Source organism: Neorhizobium sp. BETTINA12A, assembly GCF_023006485.1.
In the GTDB taxonomy this organism is placed as follows: Bacteria; Pseudomonadota; Alphaproteobacteria; order Rhizobiales; family Rhizobiaceae; genus Neorhizobium.
In genome coordinates this window covers 20143-37892 of sequence record NZ_JALBGW010000026.1, presented here as the reverse complement: position 1 = coordinate 37892, position 17750 = coordinate 20143, and the positions used below count along the sequence as shown (strand labels likewise).

16 protein-coding genes are annotated in these 17750 nt (G+C 60.1%); 7 read left to right on the top strand and 9 right to left on the bottom strand.

The window, feature by feature from the left end; genetic code table 11:
• The first annotated feature begins 42 nt into the window (after positions 1-42).
• From MOV61_RS10010 to MOV61_RS09990, 5 genes are all read left to right on the top strand, one after another.
• Complete coding sequence (locus MOV61_RS10010) at positions 43-1191, top strand: FAD-binding oxidoreductase (protein ID WP_247136462.1); 1149 nt, start codon at positions 43-45, stop codon at positions 1189-1191.
• 26 nt (positions 1192-1217) lie between these two features.
• The gene (locus MOV61_RS10005; protein WP_040125152.1) at positions 1218-1988 is read left to right on the top strand and encodes an amino acid ABC transporter ATP-binding protein; all 771 of its coding nucleotides are present in this window, start codon (positions 1218-1220) and stop codon (positions 1986-1988) included.
• Between the two features lie 96 nt (positions 1989-2084).
• The gene (locus tag MOV61_RS10000) at positions 2085-2927 is read left to right on the top strand and encodes a transporter substrate-binding domain-containing protein (protein ID WP_247035075.1); all 843 of its coding nucleotides are present in this window, start codon (positions 2085-2087) and stop codon (positions 2925-2927) included.
• 71 nt (positions 2928-2998) lie between these two features.
• Positions 2999-3658 carry an amino acid ABC transporter permease gene (locus MOV61_RS09995; protein ID WP_247136461.1) on the top strand — a complete coding sequence of 220 codons (660 nt, stop codon included), beginning with the start codon at positions 2999-3001 and terminating at the stop codon, positions 3656-3658.
• 3 nt (positions 3659-3661) lie between these two features.
• Entirely contained in the window at positions 3662-4384 is a 723-nt protein-coding gene (locus MOV61_RS09990) for an amino acid ABC transporter permease (RefSeq protein WP_247136460.1), read from the top strand.
• Between the two features lie 101 nt (positions 4385-4485).
• Here MOV61_RS09990 and MOV61_RS09985 read toward each other — a convergent pair whose 3' ends face one another.
• From MOV61_RS09985 to MOV61_RS09970, 4 genes are all read right to left on the bottom strand, one after another.
• The gene (locus MOV61_RS09985) at positions 4486-5289 is read right to left on the bottom strand and encodes a MipA/OmpV family protein (RefSeq protein WP_258718848.1); all 804 of its coding nucleotides are present in this window, start codon (positions 5287-5289) and stop codon (positions 4486-4488) included.
• 446 nt (positions 5290-5735) lie between these two features.
• On the bottom strand, positions 5736-6623 hold the full coding sequence (locus tag MOV61_RS09980; RefSeq protein ID WP_408962364.1) for a DUF3313 domain-containing protein: 888 nt from the start codon (positions 6621-6623) through the stop codon (positions 5736-5738).
• A 101-nt stretch (positions 6624-6724) separates the two neighbouring features.
• A complete protein-coding gene (locus MOV61_RS09975) occupies positions 6725-8056 on the bottom strand; it encodes a sensor histidine kinase (protein ID WP_408962365.1) in 1332 nt (443 codons plus the stop codon).
• On the bottom strand, positions 8056-8727 hold the full coding sequence (locus tag MOV61_RS09970) for a response regulator transcription factor (protein ID WP_247035129.1): 672 nt from the start codon (positions 8725-8727) through the stop codon (positions 8056-8058). The genes MOV61_RS09975 and MOV61_RS09970 overlap by 1 nt, the downstream gene beginning before the upstream one ends.
• A 201-nt stretch (positions 8728-8928) precedes the next feature.
• Between MOV61_RS09970 and MOV61_RS09965 the strand changes: the two genes are divergently transcribed.
• Positions 8929-10068, top strand: coding sequence for an efflux RND transporter periplasmic adaptor subunit (locus tag MOV61_RS09965; protein WP_247136458.1), 1140 nt, complete (start codon positions 8929-8931; stop codon positions 10066-10068).
• 1 nt (position 10069) lies between these two features.
• On the top strand, positions 10070-13210 hold the full coding sequence (locus MOV61_RS09960) for an efflux RND transporter permease subunit (protein WP_247136457.1): 3141 nt from the start codon (positions 10070-10072) through the stop codon (positions 13208-13210).
• A gap of 178 nt (positions 13211-13388) precedes the next feature.
• On the opposite strand, the gene MOV61_RS09955 is transcribed toward MOV61_RS09960, so the two are convergent.
• From MOV61_RS09955 to MOV61_RS09935, 5 genes are all read right to left on the bottom strand, one after another.
• Complete coding sequence (locus MOV61_RS09955) at positions 13389-14144, bottom strand: SDR family oxidoreductase (RefSeq protein ID WP_247136456.1); 756 nt, start codon at positions 14142-14144, stop codon at positions 13389-13391.
• 905 nt (positions 14145-15049) lie between these two features.
• Positions 15050-15931, bottom strand: a complete 882-nt coding sequence (locus MOV61_RS09950; protein WP_247136455.1) for an SMP-30/gluconolactonase/LRE family protein — start codon at positions 15929-15931, stop codon at positions 15050-15052.
• The gene (locus MOV61_RS09945) at positions 15928-16758 is read right to left on the bottom strand and encodes an NAD(P)-dependent oxidoreductase (protein WP_247136454.1); all 831 of its coding nucleotides are present in this window, start codon (positions 16756-16758) and stop codon (positions 15928-15930) included. Before MOV61_RS09945 ends, MOV61_RS09950 begins: the two co-directional genes overlap by 4 nt.
• 23 nt (positions 16759-16781) lie before the next feature.
• Positions 16782-17516: a FadR/GntR family transcriptional regulator gene (locus MOV61_RS09940; protein WP_040125121.1), complete on the bottom strand. Its 735-nt coding sequence runs from the start codon at positions 17514-17516 to the stop codon at positions 16782-16784.
• Positions 17516-17677, bottom strand: a complete 162-nt coding sequence (locus tag MOV61_RS09935; protein WP_157885318.1) for a hypothetical protein — start codon at positions 17675-17677, stop codon at positions 17516-17518. Before MOV61_RS09935 ends, MOV61_RS09940 begins: the two co-directional genes overlap by 1 nt.
• Positions 17678-17750: the final 73 nt, after the last annotated feature.

The window sequence follows — 17750 nt, the reverse complement described above, 5'->3', positions numbered from 1 at the left end:
TAGACGAGGCCCTGCGGCAATCAAAGACGAAGGAATATGCATTTGACAGCCCCATCCTCAGCCAAGCGGGTCGCCGTGATCGGTGGCGGTATTTTTGGTGTTTCCTCGGCGGTTCATCTAGCCCGACTGGGCGTGCACGTCACTCTTGTCACGGAAGGGGCGCTCGCCAGCGGCGCGTCCGGTCGGTCCCTTGCATGGCTCAATTCGGCACGTTTCCGCTCCGCCGAATATCACCGTCTTCGGGTTATCGGCATCGATCGCTACCGGACGCTGGCAAGCCGCAATGAAGGAGCCGCCTGGCTTCGCTTCGACGGTGGCCTGACATGGGATGCGGACGACGCGTCGAACCGGATTGCGGAAGCCTACGCTCACGAGCAGGCGATCGGTTATGACTGCCAGCTTCTTGACGCAGCAGACGTGGCGAAGGTCACGCCCGGCATCAACGCGGCCGCGATTTCGCGTCAGGGCGCGATTTTCAATCCGGGTGAGGGCTGGGTCGATCTGCCTTCCCTGATCGACATCCTGCTGCAGGAATTCAAGGCCCTCGGCGGCCAGGTGGTAACCCATGCCGGCAAAGCTGTCGTCGATACCAAAGCCGGTCGTGCAGCCGGAGTCTCGACCGCAAACGGCATGCATATCGAGGCGGATGCGGTTCTCGTCGCCACCGGCGCAGCCGTGCCTGACATGGCAAAACAGGCAGGCCATATCATTGCCGATGACACGCCGATCGCGCTTCTGGTCAAATCGAAGCCTTTCAGGCCCGCAGTTCGCGCGGTTCTAAATACACCGAACGTGGCGCTGCGCCCCACGCCCGACGGCGCCATCGTCTGCGATTCCGCATGGTCGGAGGAGGAGCTCAATCGTGGGTCCGATGGGACTTACGAGGTGAAGGATGAGACGCTTCGCCGCCTTCTTTCGGAAGCCTCGAACGTGCTCGAAGGCAATCCCGCACTGGAATTGGAAAGCTATCATTGCGGACCAAAGCCGGTGCCTGGGGACGGGGAATCGGTGATCGGCCCGATCGAGGGCATCCCGGGCTATTTCGTCGCATTCAGCCATAGCGGCGCGACGCTGGGGCTGATTACCGGCGAGCTCATCGCCCGTGAAATCGTGACCGGTGAGATGAGCCCTCTGCTTGCAAGTTTCCGGCCGGCCCGTTTCGCGCAGAAAAGTCAGGCTTTGGCCTCGTAAGCCGCGCGTTAGGGAGGAGATCGCAGATGACGGCGAAGGAGAAGGGTTTGGAGATGACCGATCCGGAAATTGCCGTCGAATTGTCCGGCGTCGACAAATGGTTTTCCATCCTCCAGGTGTTGCATGACGTCAACCTCACCGTCAGGCGTGGCGAAAAAGTGGTGGTTTGCGGTCCCTCGGGTTCTGGCAAGTCCACCATGATCCGCTGCATCAACTATCTGGAAAGTCACCAGAAGGGCCGTATCATTGTCAACGGTACGGAGCTGACCGACAATAGGAAGATCATCGACCGCGTCCGGCAGGATGTCGGCATGGTGTTTCAGAACTTCAATCTCTATCCGCATCTTACCGTGCTCGAGAACTGCACGCTGGCTCCCCGCTGGGTAAAGGGCGTTGGGAGAAAGGATGCTGAGGCTGTGGCGCGCGCCTATCTGGAACGGGTGCGAATTCCCGACAAAGCCGATTTTTATCCAAGCCAGCTGTCGGGCGGACAACAGCAGCGCGCGGCGATCGCCCGATCGCTCTGCATGAACCCGAAGATCATGCTGTTCGATGAACCGACCTCGGCACTCGATCCGGAACTCGTGCGCGAGGTGCTGGACACGATGGCGCAGCTGGCGAGCGACGGTATGACCATGGTGTGCGTCACGCATGAAATGGGTTTCGCGCGGCAGGTGGCGGACAGGGTCGTGTTCATGGATGCGGGACGGATCGTCGAAACCGCGCCTCCAGAGGAGTTCTTCAGCAATCCACGGGAAAGCCGGACAAAGGCGTTTCTCAACCAGATACTGCACTAGCAGGTTATTTCTGCAGCCGGCGCGGTTTGCGGCAAAAAGCATACGGACGGGAAAACGTGCGGTGGACAAAACAATGATACAAAGGGAACAACAGCCATGTACATATCCATCAGCATGCTTCGCCGTTCGGCCATAGCGCTCGGCACTCTTGCCTTCGTGGTTCCGGCGCTGTCCGCCTCGGCTCAGGCCCTGCCGAAGGCGATCAAGGACGCCGGCGTGGTCCGGATCGGCGTCAAATGCGATTCTCCTCCGTTCGGAGCATCCGGCACGGACGGCAAGCCGGCCGGTATAGAGATCGAAATGGCAAAGCAAATCGGCATTGCCGCCTTCGGGGTCGCCGAAAAGGCGGAACTGAGCTGCGTAGCGACGGACGCCCGCATTCCTTCCCTGACTGGTGGGAAGATCGACCTGATCATTGCCACGCTCGGCAAGACTCCGTCTCGCGAACAGGTGATCGATTACTCCGATATCTACTATTGGGGCAGCAGCCGGGTGATCGTACCGAAGGACAGCAAGGTTCAGAAGCTGGCCGACCTCGACGGCAAGTCGATGCTCATCATCAAGGGCGGGTCGCAGCTGAAGTGGCTGAAGGAGCGCATTCCGAGCCTGGAATTCGTCCAACTCAACACCAATGCCGACAATCTGCAGGCCCTGCAGCAGGGCCGTGCCGACGGATATGTGGGCGATGCGATCACCATCGCGACGCTTGCGGCCAACTATCCTGAATTCCGCACGCTGGAAGAGCCCGTCGATCTCGGCTTCAATGGCGTCGGCGTCCGCAAGGGTGAAGACGAGCTCAAGGCTTTCGTCAATGGCGTCCTCAAGAAACTGAAGAACGAGAAATTTTACTCGAAGACGGTGCCGACCTTCGTCAAGGATCCGATTGTCGCGGCGGAAATGGTAAAATCCTTCGAAACGGATCCGCCGGCCGCAAAGTGAACGAACATGGGTCCTGACGGTTCGACCGTCAGGACCCATGTTCACCGGTATTTTCGAGCAGGATGACGGCCATGGATTTTGCTTATATTCTCGAGGCCCTGCCGGATCTGATGACCGGTCTGAAAATGACGCTGATCGTCAGCTTTCTCGCAATATTCCTGTCTTGCCTTATCGGCCTGTTAGGCGCGGTTTTGCGGACAAGCGGGATTAAGCAGCTGCAATATGCTGTCACTGCCTATGTCGAATTCATCCGAGGCACGCCTTACCTCGTGCAGATCTTCTTTATCTTCTATGGCCTTCCGAGCCTGGGGATGCGGTTCAGCATCTTCTGGTCCGGGGTCATTGCGCTGACGGCCTGGGCAAGTGCCTTTCAGATCGAAAATTTCCGGGCCGGTCTCGCGGCTGTCGGCAGAGGAATGCATGATGCGTCGGCGTCGCTCGGTCTCAAGCGATGGCAACATTCGGTATTCGTCATCCTGCCTCTGGCGACCCGCGCCGCTCTGCCGTCGGCTATGAATACGATCGTGGCAACGGTGAAGAATTCCGCATACCTGCAGGCGATCGGCCTGGTGGAACTGACTTTTGTCGCTGTCGACCGGATCGCCTACGATTTCCGGGCGATCGAGATGTTCGCTTCGATTTGCGTGATTTATCTGCTCTGCGTCTTCACCATCTCTGGCCTCGGCTACGTGGTCGAACGGCGTCTCAGCCGACCATTCGGCGGGAGGTAGACGATGCTGCTTCTGGAATTCCAGTCCTTCCTTTTGGGCGGTCTCTTGAATACCCTGTTTCTCTCGTCGGTCATGATCGCAGGCGGCACGCTTTTCGCGGTGATCTTCGCAGCCGGTCTTTCCGCCCAATCGGCGTGGTTGAGACGACCTGTCTACGGTCTCGTCGAATGCCTTCGCGACATTCCGCTGATGGTCACGGTGCTGATGGTCTATTTCGTGCTGCCGCATGCGGGGCTATCGTTCAATCCGTTCTGGTCGAGCGCCCTCAGCGTGTCGGTCTGGGGCGGGGCGAACGGCGCGCATATTATTCGCGCCGGCCTGCTGTCCGTGCCGAGCGGCCAGCGGGAAGCTGCGCTGTCATCCGGCCTGGGCGGCTGGAAAGGACTGTTTTTGGTCATCCTCCCGCAGGCGATGCCCGTCATTCTGCCCCCTTACGTCAGCCTCGTCACCAGCCTCACCCAGGCGAGTTCGCTTGGTGCGGTCCTCGGTGTCAACGAACTGCTGCGCTCGGCGCAGATCCTGATCGAGCAGACGACGATCGCGCGCGGAGGAAGCCCGGCCTATCTGGTCTATGGTTCCATTCTGATCGTGTATTTCGCTCTCTGCTGGTCGATATCTGCCTTGGGCGCGAAGCTCGAGCGGCATTTCGCGAAACCATACCTGCGTGCGAATGGCAAGACTCAGCCAGCGGCGCCTACGGTTGCCCTGCAAGCCACCATGACCTGAGCTGCAGTCCGAATGATATCGAGCGGGCCGGTTCCCCTCGCTCACGCAATTGCTGCAGAACAGCGGCAGCCGTCACAGCTGCCGCAGGATTCTACTCGCTTTTAGAACTTGTATCCGACTGCCAGCATTGCAAAGGGTTGAATGTCGTCCTTGACGATCGGGCTGTCCTTGGCATCCCCGAGCAGGAAGCCCGCGCCGCCGGCGCCTGTGACGCTCCAGTTCTCGGTCATCATGTAGGTGACCGAGCCCTTGAGATCGACGCGCTTGATCCCCGCCTTCGCTTCGTATTCCGCCAGGCCGGACCGAGCTGACTGGATCGACGTCACCCCGAAATACGACTCCATGTGCTTGTCGTCGGCCCATGTGCCGGACACATCGGCGGAGAAGATGAACCGTTCGTAGCGATGGGAAACTTTCGCGCCGAAAGTGCCGGTCAGTCCCTCGCTGCCGCCTATGGTCTTGTCCAACTTGGCGTAGACGCCGAATGGACCGACGTCATAGCTGACGATCCCTCCGATGACGCCGCCCATGTCGATGTCGCCCAGACCACGCAGATGGTCCGAGTCGTCCTCCTTGCGCCCCATCTCGACGCCACCGGTAACACCTACCCTGAAACCGTTTGTTTCGAAAAGATCGACAGTGAGGCCACTGGTATCGAGGTGCATCCGCTCCCCGAATTGGGCGGAGATAAGCGGAAACGGCTGCACCTCAAATTCGTCGGATCCCTCGTACTCGGGCATATAGATTGCTCCGACGCCGATCGTCACCTTCCAGTCATGCAGTTTGCCGCGAATTCCGCCGTAGCGTCCGGTATCGAACTGCTGGGGAGGGGCAATCGCCGCGTCCGTTGCTTCAAGGTCGGCCGCGAATGCCGTGACCGGGAAGAGCGCCGAGGCTGCGGCCAATGCCGCGATCGAGATTTTTATCGTCCACCTTCGCTGAATGATGTCGGAAGCCCCAACTCCGCTAAAGACCGTATTGCGGTGCCGGTCTTCCGGATGATGTTGATCGTGCTGGCTCACCAAATTAACTCCTGATTATAAAAGCTAAAGAAACCGGGGGTATGGTTTCGGGGAGAAGTTGCGGTTGAAGAATTGCCGCAGCATTACAAGTCGAGATGAAAATCAGCCGGCGATGTCGGTGCGCCAGGGCCAAGCGATAGCCACTAATCCTGCTGCGAATGCCGGCGAACAGCGGACGAACGGAGCAAGGCTTTGGGGGTGGTGGCCATTGCTCCGTCCGTCCATGCCGCCTTACGGAGCCGCCGGTCGCTGGAGGGCTCGACCGCCGTTCCTCCGTAAAAAGTGCAACAGCTTCGCTGACGCGTATGCCGGCTCACTTGGATGATATGTCAGTGTGTAATGATCGGTTTTGGCTTCTTGTCGGTCCATTCCGGCGGCGCGCCATACTTGGCCGCCACGACTCCCACCAATCCAGGCGCGCGCCCGAAGGTGTCACACGCCGGGTATTTCGGTTTTCCGCCGAGCCAGGACCGCATCCTTTGCCCTGAAGGAAGGGAGACGTTCAATCCTTTCGGCTCCTTGCCGGAAATGAGCATTCGCGAAAAGTCGGACGCGAACTTCGAGGCGAGGCCGTATGCGTCCCCGACTTCAGAAACGCGGGGCTTGTCCTGGATCGAATTTGCGCCGCGGGCCCACACCATCGCCGCGCTCTGAATGCCGCCGCCATCGACAGCCTCCGCTTCGACGGCCAATCCTCCGAGGCCGAAGGGCAGGCGTGGCACGCTGACGGGCAGGACAAAGCCGGTGCCGACGGTTACGGCGGTTGCAACCCCGGCCATCGTCTTGTTCGTCGGGACAATATCGGTGACGACGGACCGTATTGTCAGATCCGCCGGTTGGCCGGCCGAGACCATCTGGTACTTGTCGCTGAGGGCGACGCAGAGCGCCCGGTCCAGAACGTTAGACACCAGCGAGCGGTCGGCTTCCGATTTGATGCGGGATGCGGCGCTGAAAGAGAAAGTCGTCGGCATGATGCTGACGGTCTGCACCGCGGCCATATGTCCACCGTCAATGTAGAGACGTTTCTTGGCCAGCGTTCCTTTCGGTGCGCCGAGATTGCCGTAGGAGGTCAAGGTGCCTCCTTCCTTCAGAGGCACCGAAGTGCATCCACTTGCCGCAAGGGTCAGAGACAAAGCGAGACCCAGAGATCTGAAAGCAGGAATTGGTGAAGGGCCGAGACGTCGGGGAAACAATTGAATGGATGGATTGCTGCGCACGCTTTCTGGCCTCCGTCAGGGATGTTCTGGGATGACAGTGAGGGCAAAGGATTGCGGCGGCATTACAGAGGAGCGGTCACGGGCGAGCACGGTGCCGTCTGTCAGAGTTCGATTGCAACCTGCGTTCCGGTCGAGCCGCTTTGGAGACTGACTTGTCCGCGATGGTTTGCGACGATCTGTTTCACCAGGCTTAAACCAAGCCCTGCGCCTCTGCTTTTGGGGGTAACGCGGTAGAAGGGCTCGAAAACCAGCTCCTGATGTTCGGCCGGTATGCCTGACCCTTCGTCGGCCACGGTGATCCGCCCGCCGGCCGAGACCGAAACAGTGATCATTCCCCTATCGCCACCGTGGTCGATCGCATTGCGGACCAGATTGCTGACCGCCCTTGGCAGAGCGGAAGGGCTGCCGCGCCGCTCAACGCTTTCCACCTCGCTTTGAAAAGAGATCTGGTAGCCGGCAGCGATCGCCTGAGGTGCCAGGTCGGCAACCACCGTGCGTGCGATCTCGACGAGATCGACCGCTTCATGGAGATCGGTCGCCTGGTCGTTGCGCTCAAAGTCCAGGAGCTGTTCGGCGGTCTCGGCCAAACGCGCAACGTCGTTCAACAATCGCCTGCGTTCCTGACCCTCGGGCGTCCCATCGATCCGGGTCTGCATGATGGCGATCGGTGTTCTGAGCTCATGCGCCGCGTCGATCAGGAAGCGCTGGCGTTTCTTCAATTCACTCTCGAGCCGCTCCAGCGTACCGTTGAATGCAATCACCAGCGGAGCAACTTCTTTGGGAATACCTTCCACCGGCAGGCGTGCTCCGTGCTGGCGCGGTTGGATCTGCGATGCTTTGTCAGCGACATCGCTCACCCGTGCGAGCGCGTGGCCGACGATGCGCGGAACGGTAAGGAATATCGCTGGCAGAGCGACGGCAAGCAGAGAGACATAGATCGGGTAGGCCCTGGTCAAAAGAGCGAATGCTGGCCAACCTTTGCCAGCCACTCCACCAAAAAGAATCCGTACCTCGCCGAAAGCTGTTTCGGCACTATCGATCGTCGCGACCTCTTTTGTCGTAGCCGACCCCCGTATGTCTGCATCGTCGAACAGATGGACCAGATGCGCGAGATCCCGATAGGGTGGGGGGATGGTGCCATAGGACACGGATGCACCATCTATCGTAGCCACCACATACCAAAGGGCACTGTTCTGCTCCTTGAGTGCCTTTAGCTCCAGCGTTTCTCGCAACTCCAAACGTCCTTGGCTGCCGCGTGACGTGGCCGCAGCTATCGCTGAACCAACCGTCTCTTCCATGGCGATGTTGGGCGACATGATCGTCGCTGCCCATACGCAAAGCCCGATGATCACCGCGGCAACCACCGCGATGATAACCAGGCTGAGTTGCCAACTCAGCTTCCACCAAAGGGAAGGGGTAGACCTGCCGCGCATCATTCCTCCCTCAGGAGATACCCGACGCCGCGGATATTGTGGATCGCGACACCGGCACCGGCATCCAGCAGTCGTTTGCGCAATCTTGAAATATGCGCATCGAGCGCGTTCGACTGGATTTCTTCTTCGTAATTGTAGACTGCGGCCTCCAGGGTCGATCGAAGGACGGTTTTGTCTTTCCGCTTGGCCAGCGCCACTAGGACGAGAAGTTCGCGCCGGGGCAGGTCGAGCGGGGTCGACGCCACGGTTACGCTCAAATGCAGGGGATCGATCACCATCCGGCCCACCGTGATTTGAAGTTCCGCCAGACTTGGCGGTCGGCGCAAAACCGCCCGCAATCGCGCCATCAGCTCGTCCACAAGAAACGGCTTGCCCAGATAATCGTCCGCGCCGACATCCAGCCCTTCGACACGCTCCAACGGCTCATTGCGCGCCGTCAGCACGATGACCGGCGCGTCGGTGCCTGTCCGCCTCAACATCGGAATGAAGGTCAGCCCTTCGCCATCAGGCAGCCGTCGATCGAGAAGGATTGCATCGTAGGTATTCTGGCGCGTCAATTCGAAAGCGTCCGCAAGATGCGTGGTGTGATCGGTGACAATGCCGTGTTTGCTCAGCGCCGCTGAAAGAGCGTCAGCCAGCTCTCTCTCGTCCTCTATCAATAGAAGTCTCATCGTCCCTTGGCTCTCCTGTCCCGTTGTTCTCTGCCGCGAAGATTGCGGCAGCATGACGGGGACAAAGGAACCATCAGGTAATGTTGCTGCAATTCTCAAAGCCTAGCAACCGGAACCATCCAGTCGCGAAAACGCGAGGCGCCGCCCGCAGGTGGCCGTGCTTTAAATCCAGGGAATGTCGCTATGGCTTTGAAATGGACAATGAGATTGACCAAGGCGGGGATGCTTCTGGGAGGCGTCTACCTCGCCGTCGTGTTTATCGATCCCGCACGCGGAACGGTCGATGCGAATGAACGGGTGAAAGAGGTTGTCGCGGCGGTCGCGGCGAACCAACGCGATAAACCGCTGGAACTGGCTCCTTCGGAAATTGCTGACATCCGGCCCACGTCGATCGTGGAACGGCTGCGCGTCAGCGGGGACCTCGAGCCGATCAATCGCGCCGTCCTGCACGCCAAAGATGGAGGCAGGATCATCGAGGTTCGCGCCGTTGCGGGACAGGCGGTCAGGGCAGGGGACGTGCTGGCTCGTTTCGAGACGGACGATCTCCAGTCATTCCTCAAGCAGCGTGAAGGGGATCGCGATGTCGCGGCGGCGGAGATGCTGCTTGCCATGCAGTCGCTCAACAGGATCGAACAGCTCGCGGACAAGAACATCGCGAGCCAGGAGCAGCTCGACAAGGCACGAAGCGAAGTTGCCGCCTCGACTGCCAGACAGAAAAGCCTTTCAGCCCAGGCCGATATCGCACGCACCGCTTTGCGGGAGGCCGAAGTTCTGGCGCCGTTCGACGGGGTCGTCTCAAGCCGGGCGATCAATCAGGGCTCCCGCGTCGGCGTCGGCGCCGAACTTTTCACGATCGTCGATACGAGCATTCTGGAAGCAAAAGTCCTGGTCTCGACGCGCGACGTGCACCGCGTTGCGATCGCCCAACGAGCAGAATTGCACATCGACGGGCTTGACGGGCAAACCGTTGTCGGAAGCGTGGATCGTATCGGTCCCGTCGCCGACCACGGCACGCGCTTCATTCCGGTCTATATCCGGCTCTCCAACGGTGGCGCCCGCCTGCGAGGCGGATCGTTCGCGACGGGCACGATCCTGGTCCGGCAAAATGAAGACGCGATCGTGATACCGGCTATCTCGCTGCGCAAGGACGAGACGGGAGACTATGTCCTCAAGCTGAAAAAAGGCCGTCTCGTCCGCCAGCCCGTGACTGTCGGATCGGGATCAGGCGGGAGTGACGGCCTGGAGATTTCCGAGGGCCTGGCTTACGGCGACACGATCGTGACCGTACCGCTGCCTGAGTTGCGACCGGACGTCACCGTCACGATCCCGAAGGCGGGCTGACATGTTTCTCACCCGCATTTCGATCGGTCATCCCGTCTTCGCCACCATGATGATGGTGGTGCTGCTTGTGCTTGGCGCGTTTTCCTACCAGCGCCTCGGCGTCGACCAGTTTCCGAATGTCGACGTCCCGGTTGTCGTGGTCACGACGACCTATCCAGGTGCGACGCCCGAAACCATCGAGACGGAGGTGACCAGGCCCGTCGAGGAGGCGCTCAATACGATCAGCGGCCTCGATGAAATCACGTCGACCTCCTACGAAGGACGGTCGGTCATAATCGCCCAGTTCAAGCTGGAGGTGGAGAGCACGACGGCAGCGCAGGACGTCCGCGACAAGATAGCAGCACTCGAAGCAGACCTTCCGCAGGAAGCCGACAAGCCTGTCGTGGCGCGGTTCAATCCATCGGACGAACCGATACTTTCGGTGGCGATCAGTTCGCCCTCTCTCGGAATGCCGGAACTCACAACGATCGCCGACCGGCGCGTGTTGCGCCAACTGACGACGATAGCCGGGGTCGGGCAGGCGACGCTGATCGGCGGGCAGAAACGGCAGGTCGACATCAGCATCGATGAGACGCGGCTGCGCGCATTGGGTATCGGCGTTGACGAAGTCATCAAGGCCCTCCGGGCTGCCAATCAGAACAAGCCTGCCGGAAGCGTGATCAGTGGTCTGACGGACCGCACTATTCAGGTGCAAGGGCGGATTGCGGAACCCAAGGATCTTCTGGATGTGATCGTCGCTCGCCGCGGCGGCGGAGCTGTCTATCTCCGCGATGTTGCCACCGTAAAGGATGGCGCAGCGGATCCGGAAAGCCGTGCGATCTATAACGGCGAACCAGCGCTCGCCGTCGCCATCGTCAAGGTCCGGGATGCGAATACCGTGCAGGTGGTGAGCGATGTTCGCAAGCGGCTCGATCAACTGAATGCCGAACTCAGTGCCCAAAACATGCGGCTTCAAATCATCACGGATGCCTCGACCCCCATTCAGGAGTCGCTTGGCCAGGTGCAATCGACATTGATCGAGGGAGCGGCATTGGCGGTCGTCATCGTTTTCCTGTTCCTCAACTCATGGCGAAGCACGGTGATCACGGGGCTGACGCTTCCAATCGCCATGATCGGCACGCTTGCTGTCATCGACTTTCTCGGCTTCACGCTCAACATGCTCAGCCTGGTGGCATTGACGCTCTCGATCGGCATTCTTGTCGATGATGCGATCGTGGTGCGCGAGAACATCATGCGCCATCTTCACATGAGCAAATCGCATTTCAAGGCGGCTCTCGATGGCACGAGCGAAATCGGCCTCGCGGTGACGGCGACGACCGCCACGATCGTCGCGGTATTCCTGCCTGTCGCGTTCATGGAAGGCATGGTTGGGCGCTTCTTCTACGAGTTCGGGGTTACAGTTTCCGCTGCCGTGCTGATCTCGCTGTTCGTCGCCTTCACCCTCGACCCTATGCTTTCCAGCGTCTGGCATGATCCCGACGCCGAGCCCGGCGCAAGGCGCGGACCGGTCGGACGGCTGATTGCGCGCTTCGATGCCGGATTCGAAAGGCTCGCCGAGCGCTATCGGCAGATTATCCGCTGGACCCTGCGACATCGTTTGATCACGCTCGCACTGACAGGCGGCATCCTCGTCGGCAGCATTTTGATGGTTCCCCTGGTGGGTGTCGAATTCGCTCCCAATGCGGACGAAGGTCGATTCCAGATCAACGTGACGACGCCGGCAGGTTCTTCGTTGGACTACACGCGCACCAAAGTTGGGCAGATCGAGAAGGCGCTGCATGAGTTTCCGGAAGTTGCTTCGATCTACTCGACGATCAACACCGGCAGCACCATGGGCAAACATAAAGCCGCCATTCTCGTCAGCCTCGTGCCGTTGGAGCAACGCAAACGGACGCCTGCCACAATCGCGGGTCCCATCCGGGAACGCCTTTCCGTCATACCGGGAACAAAGATCGCCATCATCCAGGAGGGCCTGGGCGGAGGCGCCAGTCCGATTCAACTAAGCGTTCTGGGTGACGATCAGCGGGTGCTGGAAAGGATCGCGGCGGATTTGACCAAAGGCATGCGCGGGATACCTGGCATGGTGGACATCAACTCAAGCGCTGGCGAGGAAAATTCCATCCTTTCCGTTCGGCTCAAGCGTGAGCAGGCGAGTGATTTGGGCATCGGTATCTCCGAGTTGGCCGGAATGCTCTCGCCGCTGATCGGCGGCGAAGACGTTTCCACCTGGACCGATACGCGCGGACAGACCTACGACGTTGTCGTGCGGCTTCCCCGCGACCAGCGCTCCAATGCCGCCGCTCTCGGGGAGTTGATGATCAAAGTCGCAGGCGACGACGCAAGCGATAGCCCGCGCATGGTCCGGCTGGATCAGGTCGCGGACATTGCAGTCGTCCCCGCGGCCTCCGAAATCCGTCGTCTCGACATGTCCAGAGAGATCCTGATCTCGGCGGATATATCTGGCCGAGCCGCGGGGGATGTCACAGCCGAACTGGAAGCCATGGTAGCCAAGCAGGATCTTCCGACGGGCTACCGCATAAAATTCGGCGGCGATTCCGAGGACATAGAGAAAGCGACAGGCGGCATGTTCAAGGCGCTGACGATGGCGGTGATCTTCATCTATGTCGTGTTGGCGTCGCAGTTTGGAAGCTTCACCCAGCCGATCGCGATCATGGCTGCACTTCCGCTGTCGCTGGTCGGCGTGCTTATTGGCCTCATGGTCGCGGGAAGCACCATCAACATGTTCTCGATGATCGGCTTCATCATGCTGATGGGGCTTGTTACCAAGAACGGCATCCTGTTGGTCGATTTCGCCAACCGGGAGCGCCGGCAGGGTTCGACCCTCAGCGAGGCGCTTGTCAATGCAGGCGCGGTACGGTTCCGGCCGATCATCATGACATCGCTCGCGATGATCGCCGGCATGATCCCGCTCGCGATGGCGGCCGGCGGCGGTGGCGCGCAACGGGCTCCGATGGCGCATGCCGTCATCGGCGGCCTTGTCAGTTCCACCCTGCTGACCTTGATCGTGGTGCCTGTCATCCTCTCCTGCATCGACAGTCTGACGCACTGGATTGAGGGGAGGGTGCGGACGCATTCGACCAGCGAAAACGAACTCCAATCGCCGAAATCGGCAAAGCAATGACCCGTAAAACCGTTCTCCGCCTGTTCGGCAGGTTTCTCTTCTCCGCCATCATGATGGCGGCCCTTTTTGGAGGGCCGCTTGTACTCCTGGTTCTTCTCTCCAGGCGGTTCACCATGTAGCGGACTTGCTCGGTTAGAGGTAGGTCGGCTGGCAGGCCAAGGGATTGTGCCGACCCCTTTTAGGCGGGATTGAGGGCGGCAAATATGTTGTCATAAGTTCCGTCGCGTTCAGCCCAGCGGCGGGCCTGATCGCGTTCGAGGAGCAACTCGCCGCGAGGGTGGTTGCCTTGCTCGAGCATCGCAATCACCTCCGAAATATAAGAGCCCAGAGGCATCGCGCGAGGATCGGCAGCCTGTGCCGTACCGGTCAATTCGGTCTGGACATAGGGCGGCGACAATTCGAGAACCTCGACAGGCAAGGTGCGAAGCTGGTGGCGCAGCGAGACCAGCCATGAATGCAGGAACGCTTTGCTCGCGCAATATGTGGCAAAGTCGGCGCGAGGCACGAAGGCGAGCGCCGAACTGGTCGCCATGATAGTTGCGTGACGTTGCTTCCTCAATGTCGGCAGGAAGGCGGCAATCACGCGCAGCACTCCGAGGATATTCGTCTGCACGATCGTTTCGGCCTCGGCCACCTTCCAATCACCAGACGCGATATCCTCAGTTCGAGAAATCCCGGCGTTGGCTATCAATACATTAAGGTCGGGGAACCGCACGCGGACGTCGCTCGCCAGGCGCGTCAGGGAGTGGGGATCGTCCAAGTCGAGGTGCATCCCGACAATGCCGGGGCGACCGGCCGCGATGCTTTCAAGCAGATCCTGCCGCCGTCCCGTTACGATGACGCGGTTGCCTCGATCATGAAGAGCTTCGGCAAGCGCACGGCCAATCCCGCTCGTGCCGCCAGTGATCAGTATAGTGTTGTCGGTCATTCTCATTGTTGGAACCTTTCCGAAGTTCTGCGTTCAGGGAAAGGCCACGGCGTAGTCATCGAAACCCATACGGGCACCCCTCATCGAAGACCAGGTTTCCTTGGTCTTGGCGAAAGATCGGCCTTGGGTGATGATATAAATCCATACCGCACGCCTTCAAAGTCGAGTTCTCCCTGCTGGGACCTTCTCGACAAAGGACGCGTTGGATGACGGTAACGCCTACGACAGCGCGGGTTCATCGCTGTAGCCAAACAACTAACCGAGCCAGCGCCCGCGGTCAACGCCGTTGCCCGAGCGGTGTTTGCTTTTGGGAATATCAAAAAGCCCCATAGCCGGTAAGGGCTACGGGGCTTGAGGCAACGAAATGTCGCGAGATCGGGATCAGCACGAGTTTGCCCGGTTCGTCGGGCTGTTCGGGTCGGACGTAGATGCGTTGGTGCCGTTTGCCCCCGCAGTGGTTGGGCTCTGGCCGCAATTAGCGTTCGTGCTGCCTGAATTACCCGCGCCTTGCGCGTTGGTGCTGCCCGTCGTTGTCGTGTCGGGCACTATCGCGCCTCCGGCTCCAGTGCCCGGGGTTCCAGTGCCGGTGGCGTCGGTCGATGTGCCGGTGCCTGAAGTGCCGGTCGAACCCGAACCGCCGGAACCGGTGCCGCCGCCAGTACCTTGTGCAAATGCAGAAGTAGCAAGACCAAGTGCAAGAGCGCTCACAGTGAGAAGTTTTACGATCATGAAATGTTTCCTCTCTGTTATCACAACCGCCTCCTAACCGCGGATAGCATCGAAAGTTCCCTCTGCGCTGAAACCATTTGAAACAGTCGAAAACCTTGAGACGCAACTTGGTCGGAGGCGGCTTGGCCCATGGCGGTTCCTTGTCCATGCGCACAAATCTGCTTCAACGATCGGCCCGGGGTTCAAATCCTGAAACGGTGGACGGGTGTGCCGCGGACGCCGGCTTCGAAGGCAAAGAGCGTCCCGTGTTCGAACGTGCCGTTGTTGTCGGTGGAGAGGGTGGTGACGTAGATCGTCGCGAGATCCGGCCCGCCGAAACAGGGCATGGTCGGTGATTTCGCCGGCATTTTGTAGATCTCCACGACCTCGCCGTCCGGCGACAGCCGGTTGACACCGCCCGACAGGATGCCGGCGATCCAGTAGAAGCCGTTCGCATCCATGGCGGCGCCATCCGGCCGGCCTTCTTCCGGAGCGAAGTCGTGCAGCCGGCGAGGAGGACCGGTGACGCCCTTCTGCGGATCGAAATCGAAGACCTGGGCAAAAAGGCCGCTGCTGTCCGAGTGATACATGGTTCGGCCGTCCGGGCTCCAGGCAAGGCCATTGGAGGTCAGCAGCCCGCCATCGATGATCGTGGTGAAAGAGCCGTCGGGCATGACGCGATAAAGGCGGGCATTGCCGGTCTGCGGGATGGCCTCGTCACGGGTGCCGACCCAGAAGCAGCCGTCCGGGCCGACCTTGCCGTCGTTGAGCCGGCTGTCGGAGCGCCCGCCGTCGGGATCGCAGAGCAGCTTCATCGTTCCGGTTTTCGGGTTCAGGAGGTGAACGCCGTTTTCGAGCGCGACGGCGATATCGCCGCTTTCGCAGAGTGCCAGGCAGCCGATCTTGTGCGGCATGTCGTACCGGTCGACCTGTCCGTTGGCGCGCAGGCAGATTGCTGCCGGCGCCAGGATGTCGACCAGCCAGAGATCTCCGGTGCGGTCGTCCCAGGTGGGCGATTCGCCGACCTTCAGCGGAAAGTCGATGACCCGTCGCACCTTCGGGGTGATGATGTCCGGTTTGCTCACAACGCAGCCCTCCTGGGAACGATCAGGCCATTTCTGTCGCGCTGCCTGACTTGCCCGTCATGTTCGGTTTCGCAGAAGCTGCCGCCCTGAAAGAATGCGGCTACTGCACTTTCGGCTATCTGCTCGATACGCAGATGATCGCGACTATGGTCCTGCGGGCGATAACCGAGGCGCTCGGCAGTTTCGTCGCGCCACCAGCCGGAATCGTTGCGCGAAACGCCGTAGACGACAGCGGCGGCGATTTCCGGGTGGGTAAGGCCGATCCAGACGAGCTGGTAGAGGTCGCGAGGACTGATCCAGATGGCAGCCGTGCGTTCGCTGTTTGGATAGGCGGCAGCGTTGCCGATGCGGATCGACAGCGTTGAGATGCCAGCCTTGTCGTAATAAAAACCCGCCACCATCTCGCCCCAGCATTTTGACAGGCCGTAACGCGTGTCGGGGCGGGGAACATCGAACGGGGTAATCGTTTCGGACCGCGGATAAAAGCCAGTCGTGTGATTGCTGGAGGCAAAAACAACGCGGTTCACGCCGGTTGCGCGCGCTGCATCGTAGAGATTGTAGGTACCGAGGATATTTGTCTGGAGCATGTCGTCGATGCCTGCCTCGTTAGGCAGACCGCCAAGATGGATGACGCCGTCCATCCCGTCGAGGGCGGCGCGCATCGCATCTGCATCCGCGAGATTGCCTTCGAAAAAACTTTCGGTCGATGCAAGCTCTTTCGCCGGTCTGACATCGATCAGCCTGATATGCTGCACGACAGGGCGCAGAAAATCCCTGAGCTGCGTGGCAATGCGGCCCGCCCCGCCGGTTATTGCGATCCGTTTCAAAATGCGTCTCCCTGCGGCCGCCATCAGGCGTCGATAGATTGAGCCTCGACGCCTTGGAACATGCGGGCGCGCGCATTCAGGATATGCGTTTTCATGGCGTTGTGCGCATCCGTTTCCCGACGGGCGAGGATGGCTTCCACGATTGCCGCATGTTCGTCCTGCACATGGCGGACATGCAGCGGCGTCCGCTTGAGGCTGAGGCTACGCGTCACCGACATGCCGATCGAAAAATGCGGCTTGAACCACTCCCGGACGATCGTGTGGAACTGGTTGCCGGTCGCCATGGCGATGGCATCATGCAGCCTTTGATCCTCCTCGGCACCCAGTTCTCCGACCTCCAGACAGTGCTCGAGTGCCGCGAGCGCCGCCATGATGCGGACCTTGTCATTAACCTGCCAGTTGCGCGCCGCGAGTGCCGCAGCTTCCGCCTCAAGGCCTGCCCGGAACTCAAAAAACCGCTGCACGTCGGCCAGTGAACCGACTGGAACCTGGTTGAGGACTGAAGAGTCCGGCCGCTGTCGCACATATGAACCGGAGCCTTTGCGCGAGACGATCAGCTGATCGGCGCGCAGACGCTCCAGGGCCTCGCGCACGACCGGCCGTGACGCACCGAACATCACGGAGAGATTGGGCTCCGACGGGAGCCTTTCATTGACTGGAAAGCGGCCATCAGCAATCATTTCCACGATCCTCTCGTAGATGATGTCGCTGAAGCGAGGCTCTGCCTTGGCTGCCGCTATCACGCCGGCTTGGTTCATCAACGTCCCTTTTCACGTCCCCATTCGGGGAACTCGGGCTGCGCTTCCTTTTCCGGAGAATAGAGACCAGAAATCCTGCGGCCCGCCGTGAGCCTTTGATCGACGAAGGCTTCCTCCGCCACGTCTTGAGGATTGGCCACGTCTTGAGGATTGTAAGTCATGCGTCTCCTCCCGTTCGGCATGCTTTTGGGAGGTAGGACTATTGAGCCTGTCAAAATCTGTCAATACTTGTAA